Raw genomic sequence first — 12143 nt, 5'->3', positions numbered from 1 at the left:
CCCTACAGCTTTTTATTGTAGATTTGAATCATGGCCGGAATTTATCTCCATATCCCTTTCTGTAAAAAAGCCTGTCACTACTGTGATTTTCACTTTAGCACCTCACCACAGTATAAAGAGCCAATGCTCAAAGCATTAAGGCAAGAATTACTTTTAAGAAAGAGCTATTTAAACAATCAAAGTATTGACACAATTTACTTTGGTGGAGGCACTCCTTCACTTCTAAGTGCCAATGAATTACAAATACTTCTTGGCGAAATCGTAGATCAATTTGATGTGACATCAAACGCCGAAATAACCATTGAGGCTAACCCCGATGATTTAAATCCACAAAGAGTAAAAGAACTACGCCAGACGCTAATAAATCGATTTAGCATTGGAATTCAATCTTTTTTTGAAGAAGATTTACGATGGATGAATCGCGCTCACACTGCCACTGAAGCTCAAAGCTCAATTAAGAGAGTCCAGGATGCAGGTTTCGAAAATATTACCGCAGATTTAATATATGGATATCCACTTTTAACTAATCCTAAATGGGAGCATAATATTCAGGAGCTAATCCAACTAAATATTCCTCATATTTCATCCTACTCCATGACGGTTGAACCAGCAACAGCCTTATCATCTTTCATCAAAAAAGGAGAGCAAAAAGCCATGGATGAAGGTCAGAGTGCTGCACAATTTTTAATTTTAATGGAACAATTAAAGGAGGCAGGTTTTGATCATTATGAAATATCGAATTTCGCAAAGCCAGGATCCCATTCTAAACACAACTCTAATTATTGGGAAGGTATTTCATACCTAGGAATTGGACCATCAGCTCATTCATTTAACGGAAAAAGTAGGCAATGGAATATTTCAAATAATACCAAATATATCGATCAAATAGAAAAGGGTAAAATTCCCGCAGAAATTGAGGAATTAACCCTAGAAAATCGCATAAACGAATATATTATGACCTCACTAAGAACTAGTAAGGGAATGGATTTGAATAAAATCAAAGATCAATTTGGTTCAGACTATGCAAATGAAATCAAAAACAATTTGGATGTTTTCAGCGAAAAGAACTGGATTTTGATAAAAGATCAGCGAATTATTCTAACAACAGATGGTAAGCTTTTTGCTGACCATATTGCTTCAGAACTTTTTATTAATGCCTAAAACATGGAATTAAAAAATAAAATTGTTTGGATTACTGGCGCTTCTAGTGGAATTGGTGAGGCACTTTGTTATCAACTAAATAAAATGGGGGCTAGACTTATTATTTCATCTAGAAATAGAGAAGCGCTTTATCATGTAAAAAACAATTGCAAAATCAATCCTTTGGATGTGCATGTTTTACCGCTAGATCTTGAAAATACCGATTCATTAAAGGATGTAACAAATGAAGCAATAAAGATTTTTAATAAGATAGATATCGTTATTCATTCTGGCGGAATTAGTCAGAGATCATTAGCTCTTGAAACTGAATTATCTGTTGCACAGAGACTTATGAATGTTAATTTTTGGGGAACAGTTGCTCTAACACAACATTTACTGCCTTCTATGCTTTCAAAAAAAACAGGGCATATTGTTATTATCAGTAGCCTTGTCGGGAAATTCGGCACTAAATTTCGCTCGGCCTACTCCGCTTCAAAGCATGCTTTACATGGCTATTTCGACTCCTTAAGGTCAGAAATAGGCCCTGCTATTAAAATCACAATTGTTTGCCCGGGATTCATAAAAACGAATGTAACCATCAATGCGCTAACTGCAGATGGCAGCAAGCAAAACAGCATGGACGAAGCTCAAGCAAATGGAATGCCAGCTGAAGAATGTGCTAGCCAAATAATAAAAGCTATCCTAACTGGTAAAGAAGAGGTTTATATCGGTGGTAAAGAAAAGTATGGCGTACTTTTAAAGCGCTTTTTACCTGGATTGTTTTCAAAAATTGTTAAAAAAGCAAAAGTAACTTAGTGCTTAACTTGAATGGTCGGAAATTACCTTCCATTCACCATTAATTTTTTTCACAATAAGAGTAAAATAACCTCCTGGCTCATCTTTCTCACGCTTTAGCTTCCAAGCACCCAGTACAAAAGCATGATCAGGAGATAAAATTTTTACATCCTTAATATCGAAACTTAAATAGCCCATTGCTTGTTTATCAGGATAAGACTTTTTATAATTATTGAGCGTATTGTTCCAGCCATATTTAGGGCCAGTTTTCCCAACATAAAGTAAAGAATCAGATTTAACATAGCTCTGCATAAACTCCTCAACATCGCCCTTATTCCATGCTAGGCGCTGGTTTTCAAGGAGGCCCATAATCAGTTCTTTATCACTAGTTTGTGCAAATAAGCTAAGTGTAGGAAATATAAAAAATAGGGAAAGGAGTATTTTCTTCATGTCTAAAAATAAATGTTATCAAGATAAAAAAGAAATAGAATTAAGAAATAATGAAATAGAATCCTTTATTTGACACATACTTAACATTATTAGTCGGCTAAAGCCATAACTTAGATTTTTATTAAACATCTCAAAATAACCACATGCGGGGACATGCATTTTCAAAATTTATTCCGAATGAGCTTCCCAAGGGAGGCTTTGACGAATTATTGAAACTATTTCTCGAATTGCTCAATTATACTTCAGGCGATGCAGATGAAGCAATCGCGTGGCTCAATGAATTAGATAAGAAGTACAAGCTTACCACCGATGAGTATGGCATGGGTGATTTTATCGATGATTTGAAGAAGAAAGGTTACTTAGGCGACGATGAAAAAAATCCCGGCGGATTCAAAATAACGGCCAAAACCGAACAAAGCATTCGTCAATCAGCACTCGAAGAAATCTTTGGCCAATTGAAGAAATCGGGTAAAGGGGGTCACAATACAAATGTTTCGGGTTTAGGCGAAGAAAAGAATGCCGATCGTAGGGAGTATCAATTTGGTGATAGTGTTGACCAGATTGATATGACCGCATCCATACATAATGCTCAGGTAAACAATGGCATAGGAGATTTCTCCATGACCGAAAGAGACCTTGAAGTAGAAGAGAAAGATTATAAAACTACCACCTCAACGGTCTTAATGATTGATATATCTCACTCCATGATTTTATATGGAGAAGATCGAATAACTCCAGCAAAAAAGGTGGCTATGGCATTAGCCGAGCTAATTAGAACAAAATATCCTAAAGATACACTCGATATCGTTGTTTTCGGAAACGATGCCTGGACCATCACCATTAAAGAATTACCCTATTTACAGGTTGGTCCGTATTATACCAATACCTATGCCGGACTTGAGCTTGCTGTTGATTTATTGAGGAGAAGAAAAACTCATAACAAACAAATTTTCATGATTACCGATGGTAAACCAACTTGTTTAAAAGAGGGCTTAAAATATTATAAAAATAGTGTCGGATTAGATCGAAAAGTGGTTAATAAAACCCTCAACATGGCTGCTCAATGTAAGCGACTAAAAATTCCAATAACTACTTTCATGATTGCACAAGACCCTTATTTACAGCAATTTGTAAGGCAGTTTACAGAAATTAATGGAGGTAGAGCATTTTATAGCTCATTGAAAGGATTAGGAGAATATATTTTTGAAGATTACATAAAGAATAGAAAAAGAACAATTAGATAGAATTTCAAGATATGGATTTGTTGCGTATAAAAACACTTAAAGAACTTCGCGAATCGGGATATAAGCCACGTTCAGTTAAAGAGGAGCTTCGTGAGAATCTCATTAAAGAGCTAAAAAATAAAAATACCACAATGGATGGTATCATTGGTTATGAAGATACGGTACTTCCTGATCTTCAAACCGCAATCTTATCGCAACACAATATTTTGCTTTTAGGTTTACGCGGGCAAGCAAAAACGCGTATAGCACGCTTGATGATCAATTTATTAGACGAATATGTGCCATACATTGAGGGATCTGAATTATTTGAAGACCCTATGAACCCAATTTCTTGGTTTGGACATCATATTTTAGAAATCAAAGGAGAAGAAACACCCATAGCTTGGCTGCATCGTTCAGACCGCTATACTGAAAAATTAGCTACGCCTGATGTTACTGTTGCCGATTTAATTGGCGATGTGGATCCAATAAAAGCCGCAACATTAAAATTGACCTATTCGGATGAGCGGGTTATTCACTTCGGACTAATTCCGAGAGCCCACAGAGGAATTTTTGTAATTAATGAACTTCCCGACTTACAGGCACGTATTCAAGTGGCGCTATTTAATATTCTACAAGAAAAAGATATTCAAATCAGAGGCTTCAAACTACGCTTAGCATTAGATATTCAATTTGTTTTTACTGCAAATCCTGAAGATTATACCAATAGAGGATCAATTGTTACTCCTTTAAAAGATAGAATTGAAAGTCAGATTTTAACCCATTACCCGCGCAGCATTGATATTTCGAGAAAAATTACACAACAAGAAGCTCGCTTAACAGATTCACAGCGTACAAGCATTGAAGCTGATGGATTAGTAAAAGATTTAGTAGAACAAATCGCTTTTGAAGCCCGTGATTCGGAATATATTGATAAAAAATCAGGTGTTTCTGCCCGATTAACCATTTCTGCTTATGAAAATTTGATTAGCAATGCTGAACGACGCATGTTGCTCAATGACGAGAAAAGCACATTTGTCAGAATTTCAGATTTCCTAGGCGTTATTCCTGCGATTACAGGAAAAATTGAACTAGTCTATGAAGGTGAGCTAGAAGGACCAAGTAAAGTGGCAAATATCCTTTTAGGAAAAGCTATCAAAACCTTAATGGTGACTTATTTCCCTGATCCCGAAAAGGTTAAAAAAGCAAAAACAGCAAATCCCTATGCTGACATAATAAATTGGTTTGCTGCCGGAAATACCATAAGCTTGGTAGATGATTTAAAGCTTGAGGACTATAAAAAATCTTTAGAATCGGTGCCAGGATTAAAAACTGTAATAAAACAGTTCCATCCGCGTCTAAGCGAGAACCAAAAAGTTTTATTGATGGAGTTTTTATTACATGGTTTAGCTGAATTCTCTCTGATCAATAAATCTTTTTTAGATAAAGGCTTTAGCTTTGCAGATATGTTTAACAGCTTGTTTAGTGCAGAGTTTGAAGACGATGAAGATGAAGACTATAATGATGATCAAGGACGTTTTTAATAGACCTTAATCAGAAAAACCGAATTTTAACAAATGACAAACCGAATTTTAGGCTTAATTATAATCAGCATTCTGCTTCTTATAATCGATTTTTATATTTTAAAAGCCCTTAAATCAGTAAAGTGGAAGTGGAAACCTAAAAAATATTTATCCTTCTCCAAAATTTGGTGGGGCTATACCATTATATTAATTATAGGGGTATTTATCAGCATATTTTTCAATATTAAGTTTCTCTTTCGCACCATCATTTTAGTATCGTTCTTCTTAACCTTTGTCTCAAAAATATTCATTTTGCCCTTTTTGATGTTCGACGATTTAAGAAGAGCCTTTATTTGGACAAAAAGAAAATACCTTACAAAATCCGAGAAAGAGCATATTGATGACAGCAAAAAAGAAAATGCTATCCCAAGATCTGAATTTTTAATTAAGACAGGAACATTAATTGCTGCTTTACCTTTGGGATCATTAAGCTACGGAATAGTTTCCAGCGCATATGATTATCAGATAAAAAAGCAAGTCCTATACTTACCAAGCCTTCCCAAAGCTTTTGAGGGGATCACCATTGCACAGCTTTCAGATATACATTCTGGAAGTTTTTATGATCGCAAAGCGGTTTTAGGTGGCGTTGAAATGTTATTAAAAGAGAAACCTGAGCTTGTATTTTTTACCGGCGACTTAGTTAATAATTTGGCTTCCGAAATGCGTGATTACCAAGATATTTTCTCAAAGGTAAAAGCCCCACTAGGGGTTTATTCTGTATTGGGGAATCATGATTATGGTGATTATCAATTCGGATTTGGACCATCAGCAGTAAAAGCAAAAAACCTAGCAGATGTAAAGGCAACACATAAAAACATGGGCTGGGATTTACTTCTGAATGAAAATAGAACGATAAAAATTAGCGGCGAAGAAATTTCTATTGTGGGAATTGAAAATTGGGGCGTTGGACGATTTGCCAAATATGGGAAATTGGATGAAGCCTTAAAAAACACAGATGATAAGCCTGTTAAACTTTTGTTATCGCATGACCCATCTCATTGGAGGGCTCAGGTATTAGCTAATTATCCTCAAATAGATGCCATGTTTAGTGGACATACGCATGGGATGCAATTTGGTATCGTTACCGAACAATTTCAATGGAGTCCGGCGCAGTACGTTTATAAAGAATGGTCGGGCCGATACCAAGAAGGCTCACAACAATTATATGTTAACGTAGGATATGGCTTTTTAGGCTACCCTGGCAGGGTAGGAATGTTACCTGAAATAACGATATTTGAGTTAAGACAAGGTGACCCGAGTTCAATTAATGAACATAATTCTTAAGCAAAGTCTCAATTTTCTATTATTTAGCAATATTTTTATTGCCTTGTGTGCAGTTTCACAAGCTTTAATAAGCTATTGGCTTCTGGGAATAGAACCTAACCCATATGTTTTAGCAATCTTATTTTGCTCAACAATCCTAACCTATAATTTCAGCATTCTCCTATCAAAGCCGCAAAATCCTGAAAAATCGCCATTCTTAAGAGTGCGATGGATATTCTCTAATTTTAGGCTAATGCTAAGCCTATCAATTATTTGCGTCTTAAGTTTATTAGCATTAGCCTTCTTTCTAAGTTTCTCCTCCTTGATACTTATGTTAACTCTTGGAGTAATTTCCATCGCCTATAGTCTGCCAATTTGGGGCACTAAAGGCAATAAATATGGGATTAGAAATATTCCGGGATTAAAGATTTTTATAATCGCTACGGTATGGGCAGGAAGCACCGTATTATTGCCAATATTTGAAATTAAGAGCCATGATATAAGCACGATTTCAAATCAGGAAACACTAATTTTATTTCTAAATCGATTCCTATTTATTGTTGCAATAACCATCCCATTTGATATTCGAGATCTTTTTCAAGACAAGCAAAATGAGCTTAAGACTATTCCCGTAATAATTGGAGAAAAAAAATCACTAGGACTTTGTCAATTTTTCCTAGCATCACATCTTTTCTTACTTTACGCATTTATAGGCAAATTGGATGCCAATTTCTGGGCATTAGCGCTCAGTGTTTTTATATCGGGGTGGCTTATATTTAAGTCGAAGTGGAAGAAAAATGAATATTATTACTTTCTTTTGCTCGATGGAACCATGATTTTACAACTTTTTATGTTAGAACTATTTAACATTGCTACATGACAAAAAACATTCAGATTAATTCTATAAACATCCTTGGCAAAGCAGAACTGCTCGTTTCTGAACATCAGAAAGCTATGACTGCATTTAGGAAGATTAGCATCGAAACTGAGGGAATTAGTTTAGATTATACTGGTTTTGTTGGCGACATGGTAAAAAACACTAAACACCATGGAGGAAATGATAAGGCGATTTGTTGCTATAATTCAGATCATTTTGTAAAATGGAAAAATGAACTTGGCTTTGACCTTGAGCAAGGTGCGTTTGGCGAAAATCTTACCTTGAAAGGCGAAAACGCTCATGAAAATTGCGTTTATATTGGCGACCGCTATCAATTGGGAAAAGCTATTGTGGAGGTATCAGAACCACGTGGGCCTTGTTATATGATTGGGATACGATATAACTATAAACAATTTCCTATTCATCTTCAAACAAGCGGATTAACAGGATTTTATTTAAGAACAATAAAACCAGGATTTGTCAAAAAGAGCGATGAATTGGTACATATTAGCTCTCATCCCGAACAGATATCGGTGATGGACGTAAATCAAGTTCGCTACCATGATCCAAAAAATAAGGAGTGGCTCGACCGTTTAATAAAACTATCGCCACTCACCGAAGAATGGCGAATTAGGTTCGAAAAAATGCGTAATAAACTAAAATAGAATTTTAGGCTTTACTTTAATATACGAAATTTTTTAATCAATTACAAATTTATATCCTATTCCTCTCACCGTTTGCATAAAATGTGGTCTATCGGGATTGCTCTCAATTTTCTTCCGTAAACGTACTATGTGCATATCGAGAGTACGGGTATTTACATCCGAATTATAGCCCCATACCACCATCATCAGCTCATCGCGATTAATAACGGTATTGGCATTCTTTAAAAAGTAGAGTAAAATTCTGTTCTCCAAAATGGTAAGCTCAATCTTTTTCCCGTCACGAATCAATGAATGGGTATTAGGATGATGCTCCATATTACCAAATTTATAAACTTCAGATTTATCACTATTGATGACAAATTTTACCTTATTTTCAATTAACGCAACCAATACATCCATATTGAAGGGCTTAGTTACATAATCAGAAACTCCAAAGCTATAGGCATCGATTTTATCAATATCCTGCGACTTAGCGGTCATCATAATGATCAGATTATCAAATCCTAGCTTACGCACATTCTGACATACTTCAGAGCCCTGCTTAGTAGGTAGCATCCAATCGAGCAATACAATATCTGGCTGCTCAGTCATAATCAAATCTTCAGCAATTAGACCATCAGAAGCCTCTATTACTTTATATCCTTCAGCCTGCAGGCGATGTACGACTAAGAATCGTAAATTTTCATCATCCTCAATAACGGCAATTTTAATTTCTTTTTGCATAATTATAATTCATAAGGTAATTCTATTGTAAATTCAGACCCCTCACCTACCACACTTTTTACAGATATATTTCCATGCATAAATTTAACCAGTTCTTTACAAAATGCCAAACCTAAGCCTACACTTCCCTGCTGATTATACTCGTTTTGTACCCTAAAAAATTTTTCAAATATATTATTTAGGTCCTTTGTAGGAATACCAATACCGCGATCAGAAAATTTGATAAACAGCTGCTTCTTAATTTTAGTAATCTTGATTTTTAAAACTTTATTATCAGGCCTAGAATATTTATAAGCATTATCTATCAAATTTTGGAATATGCTACCAAGTAAAACTGGATCTGACCTAAAATATTCAACTCCCTTAATTATGTAAGATATATCGAAATTAGGATACTTTACTTGGTAACTATCAATCAAATTCTGACAAAATACTTCTAGATTAATGCTTTCAGGCTTAATCTGTATGGCTTTATTTTCAATCTGAGTAAAGGAAAGTAATTTATTCATCAAATCGTTGAGCTTATCTGCTTCTTCATCAAGTATTTTACCATAATGATTACGTTCACGATCACTTAATTGGGTAGCACTTCTGATATTATTGCCAGCTATTTTAATCACACTCACTGGCGTTTTAAACTCGTGGGTAAGATTATTAATGAAATCATACTGAAGCTTAAATAGTTTACTGTTGATATTCAAATTCCTAAAAATTAAATAGGCGATAAGTACGACTATAAAATAAGAAATGATTAATCCCCCAGCGATAGGCAAAAACCGAGCATTTATTTCTTTTCGAAGAAAGGTCCTGCTAGAGCTAAAATATAGCTTATAATCAGAGAAAGGTCCCGATAAGGGCAGGTCATTGCTTATGATCTCAGAAGTATTTTCGAGGGATTCATAAACTAGAGGTTTAATATTTATGGATTCATACAACTCTGGCTTAGTATTTTTAATAGTTAGCTTCAGAGGGTCGAGATAAAATGAAAACATATCCAACTCATATATTGGTGAGAGGGTCAAATTTGAGACCATTAAATCTTTATAAATTTTTATCTCCTCCCTTCGAGGGATGTTCATGTAGGAAATCCTTTTAGATATCACACTATAAAAAACATTGAACCGATCTGAATCGTTTAAAACACGACTCGTATCTGCCAACTCAATAAAACCACTAAACTTAAGGGCCATTTTATTGAACTCATCTCCTGATTTTAGTGAAAAAGGCTTTGACGATTCATTTTCTTTAAATAGAAGGATTGAATCTGGAGGTATATTTCTTGAGAATTGATAAATAGCCTTAGGGCCTAGTGAAAAGTTATTAACCCTAATTCCTTCAGAAAATGTACGATTACTTATAGTGGCATCATAAAAAACAACACGATCAACAAAATTGAATTTTCTGAATATTGTATCGATATACTTTGCCGCTTGCGTGGAGTCGAGGTAGCCTTGATAGAATGATATTTCAGGAATTTTATTTTGAAAAAAATCATTGTATGGTTTAATAGTCTCTTCTAGGACTTCAATTTTTTGAGAAGCAAACTCATTTTCTACGTACTTAGCGGTAAAGTTATAAGCGGTATATAAAGCCCCACCGAGAGCGGCAGTAATTAGTATTAGGAAAATTATAACCAGGGCAAAGTTTTTACGATAAGTTTGCTGATATTGCTTCATCCGCTATTTACGGCTAAGGTTTTTATCTAGAAATACCTCTAATTCACGATAAAACTCAAGGCGGTTGTCAATATTCCTGAAATAATGCGCCTCATCTTCTTTAAGGATATAAGTTACCGAAACATTTTTCTTTTTTAATTCCTTAACAAACTGATTGGTTTCATTCATGTTAACCCTTGGATCTCTGGCACCTTGGGCGATTAGAACAGGGACTTTAATCTTATCTGTATGAAAAACTGGAGAAACAGCTCTAAAATATTCGGAGTCTTTTTCAGGATTTCCTACCGTTTCATAATACATTTGCTGGTAAGGTCTGAAATAAGGTGGAATATCCTTCAAATAGGTATATAAATTAGTAAAACCAGAATAAGAAGCACCACATTGATATAAATCGGGTCTAGAAAACAGTCCGTGTAAGGCCGAAAAACCTCCAAAACTATAGCCATATATCGCAATTCGCTTTGGATCTGCAATTTTTTCGGAAATCAACCAACGCACACCATCTGTAATATCATCTTGCATTTTGCCGCCCCATTCTTTGAAACCAGCAGTCCAAAATTTCTTACCATAGCCTTTTGTTCCTCTAAAATTTACCTGAAAAACTGCATATCCTCTGTTGGCTAAAAATTGCACTTCAGAATTATAGCCCCAGCTATTTCTACCTTCAGAACTTGAATGAGGTATTACCACCACAGGTAAATTTTCTTTGTTTTTACCTTTTGGAAGAGTCAAGTATCCATTTACAATCAGAGAATCTCTAGTTTTAAAGCTTACAGGCTTCATCTCAGCCATATCCTCAATGAGCAGTGAAGGGTTGACATCACTCAATTTTACCAATTTATTGGTACTTGGTGTATATCGGTAATATGATCCCGGATTACGATCGGTATAGGTTCTAACAATAAACTTACTCTCTGCAGAATCAGAACTACTCAATAGAATCTCAGTATTGGGCAATAGTAATTCGAGTTTATTAAAAATACTTTTAAACGAATCATCCAGATAATGACGTTCCTTTGTCCAAGTTTCATAGCCAGCATAAACCAATTTGCCCTTATTAACAGAAAAGGTGGCATCAGAAACGTCTACATCAGGATGGCTATAAATGGTTTTATGCTCCTTACCAGTATTGCAGTCTAATTCCACTAATGCCATCTTATCTCGATTCTGATTAGATAAAGCATAAATACAGGTATTATCTACACTAAATGCTAAGGGTAAAATAGTTGTTTTGAAATTATTGGTAATTACTGAGTTAAAGGCTTGACTTTCTTGCTCCCGGTATAATAAAGTTTCATTAACCCCATCACTTGCAATTGCCATACGCAAATTACCAACTGGGTCAGAATACCATTTAGTTATATTGCCAGGATTTTTAAATACTAAGGCTAGTTTGCCAGTCTGAATATTTAATCTATATGCATCAAATACGGTCGAATCTCTTTTATTGAGAGCTACCAGAACATGATCATCAAAAACTCTACTTGTAGTTATTAGCCTGATTCTAGAATCAATGGTTGATAATAATTCGCGGTTGTTGGTACCATCAATTTTTACGGCGACTAAGGCTGCATCTTTATTCGCCGGACCAGTTTTCAAGTATAAAATCTCATTATTACTTGCCCAAAAATAGTTTGAAATGCTTCTGTTGGTATCACAAGTTAACTGAATGGTATTTTTACCATCCCAAGTTTCAACATAAATATGGATACGGTTATTTTCAGGTTTTAGATAAGAAATAAACTTCC

11 protein-coding genes are annotated in these 12143 nt (G+C 35.0%); 7 read left to right on the top strand and 4 right to left on the bottom strand.

The window, feature by feature from the left end; genetic code table 11:
- Nucleotides 1–30: 30 nt before the first annotated feature.
- Nucleotides 31–1161 (top strand): radical SAM family heme chaperone HemW, encoded by a 1131-nt coding sequence (gene hemW / locus ACIQ0D_RS08035; protein WP_395804477.1) that lies wholly within the window; start codon nt 31–33, stop codon nt 1159–1161.
- A 3-nt stretch (nt 1162–1164) separates the two neighbouring features.
- Nucleotides 1165–1956: an SDR family oxidoreductase gene (locus tag ACIQ0D_RS08030; protein WP_395804475.1), complete on the top strand. Its 792-nt coding sequence runs from the start codon at nt 1165–1167 to the stop codon at nt 1954–1956.
- A gap of 3 nt (nt 1957–1959) precedes the next feature.
- Here ACIQ0D_RS08030 and ACIQ0D_RS08025 read toward each other — a convergent pair whose 3' ends face one another.
- Complete coding sequence (locus ACIQ0D_RS08025; protein WP_395804473.1) at nt 1960–2385, bottom strand: YybH family protein; 426 nt, start codon at nt 2383–2385, stop codon at nt 1960–1962.
- Nucleotides 2386–2528: 143 nt separating this feature from the next.
- On the opposite strand from ACIQ0D_RS08025, the gene ACIQ0D_RS08020 reads away from it, so the two are divergent.
- Genes ACIQ0D_RS08020 through ACIQ0D_RS08000 form a run of 5 tightly spaced genes read left to right on the top strand, consistent with a single transcriptional unit; the run spans nt 2529 to nt 7996 of the window.
- The gene (locus ACIQ0D_RS08020; RefSeq protein ID WP_395804471.1) at nt 2529–3629 is read left to right on the top strand and encodes a VWA domain-containing protein; all 1101 of its coding nucleotides are present in this window, start codon (nt 2529–2531) and stop codon (nt 3627–3629) included.
- Between the two features lie 11 nt (nt 3630–3640).
- Nucleotides 3641–5152, top strand: coding sequence for a sigma 54-interacting transcriptional regulator (locus ACIQ0D_RS08015; RefSeq protein WP_395804469.1), 1512 nt, complete (start codon nt 3641–3643; stop codon nt 5150–5152).
- Between the two features lie 33 nt (nt 5153–5185).
- On the top strand, nt 5186–6475 hold the full coding sequence (locus ACIQ0D_RS08010; RefSeq protein ID WP_395804467.1) for a metallophosphoesterase: 1290 nt from the start codon (nt 5186–5188) through the stop codon (nt 6473–6475).
- Nucleotides 6459–7334 carry a UbiA family prenyltransferase gene (locus tag ACIQ0D_RS08005; RefSeq protein WP_395804465.1) on the top strand — a complete coding sequence of 292 codons (876 nt, stop codon included), beginning with the start codon at nt 6459–6461 and terminating at the stop codon, nt 7332–7334. The genes ACIQ0D_RS08010 and ACIQ0D_RS08005 overlap by 17 nt, the downstream gene beginning before the upstream one ends.
- Nucleotides 7331–7996 (top strand): MOSC domain-containing protein, encoded by a 666-nt coding sequence (locus tag ACIQ0D_RS08000; protein WP_395804463.1) that lies wholly within the window; start codon nt 7331–7333, stop codon nt 7994–7996. Before ACIQ0D_RS08005 ends, ACIQ0D_RS08000 begins: the two co-directional genes overlap by 4 nt.
- A 33-nt stretch (nt 7997–8029) precedes the next feature.
- Here ACIQ0D_RS08000 and ACIQ0D_RS07995 read toward each other — a convergent pair whose 3' ends face one another.
- The 3 genes from ACIQ0D_RS07995 to ACIQ0D_RS07985 form a co-directional block, all read right to left on the bottom strand.
- The gene (locus ACIQ0D_RS07995) at nt 8030–8719 is read right to left on the bottom strand and encodes a response regulator transcription factor (protein WP_395804461.1); all 690 of its coding nucleotides are present in this window, start codon (nt 8717–8719) and stop codon (nt 8030–8032) included.
- Between the two features lie 2 nt (nt 8720–8721).
- Complete coding sequence (locus ACIQ0D_RS07990) at nt 8722–10395, bottom strand: sensor histidine kinase (RefSeq protein WP_395804459.1); 1674 nt, start codon at nt 10393–10395, stop codon at nt 8722–8724.
- 3 nt (nt 10396–10398) lie between these two features.
- On the bottom strand, nt 10399–12143 hold a 1745-nt coding region (locus ACIQ0D_RS07985; protein ID WP_395804457.1), incomplete at its 5' end, for an alpha/beta hydrolase family protein.

It is taken from the genome of Daejeonella sp. (assembly GCF_044342615.1).
In the GTDB taxonomy this organism is placed as follows: domain Bacteria; phylum Bacteroidota; class Bacteroidia; order Sphingobacteriales; family Sphingobacteriaceae; genus Daejeonella.
The sequence above is the reverse complement of the archived record's forward strand: the minus strand, read 5'-3'. Positions and strand labels throughout refer to the sequence as shown.

Bases quoted from the DNA above. Each gene is read 5' to 3' on its own strand.
- hemW (WP_395804477.1), top strand. From the start codon at position 31: ATGGCCGGAATTTATCTCCATATCCCTTTCTGTAAAAAAGCCTGTCAC.
- ACIQ0D_RS08030 (WP_395804475.1), top strand. From the start codon at position 1,165: ATGGAATTAAAAAATAAAATTGTTTGGATTACTGGCGCTTCTAGTGGA.
- ACIQ0D_RS08025 (WP_395804473.1), bottom strand. From the start codon at position 2,385: ATGAAGAAAATACTCCTTTCCCTATTTTTTATATTTCCTACACTTAGC.
- ACIQ0D_RS08020 (WP_395804471.1), top strand. From the start codon at position 2,529: ATGCGGGGACATGCATTTTCAAAATTTATTCCGAATGAGCTTCCCAAG.
- ACIQ0D_RS08015 (WP_395804469.1), top strand. From the start codon at position 3,641: ATGGATTTGTTGCGTATAAAAACACTTAAAGAACTTCGCGAATCGGGA.
- ACIQ0D_RS08010 (WP_395804467.1), top strand. From the start codon at position 5,186: ATGACAAACCGAATTTTAGGCTTAATTATAATCAGCATTCTGCTTCTT.
- ACIQ0D_RS08005 (WP_395804465.1), top strand. From the start codon at position 6,459: ATGAACATAATTCTTAAGCAAAGTCTCAATTTTCTATTATTTAGCAAT.
- ACIQ0D_RS08000 (WP_395804463.1), top strand. From the start codon at position 7,331: ATGACAAAAAACATTCAGATTAATTCTATAAACATCCTTGGCAAAGCA.
- ACIQ0D_RS07995 (WP_395804461.1), bottom strand. From the start codon at position 8,719: ATGCAAAAAGAAATTAAAATTGCCGTTATTGAGGATGATGAAAATTTA.
- ACIQ0D_RS07990 (WP_395804459.1), bottom strand. From the start codon at position 10,395: ATGAAGCAATATCAGCAAACTTATCGTAAAAACTTTGCCCTGGTTATA.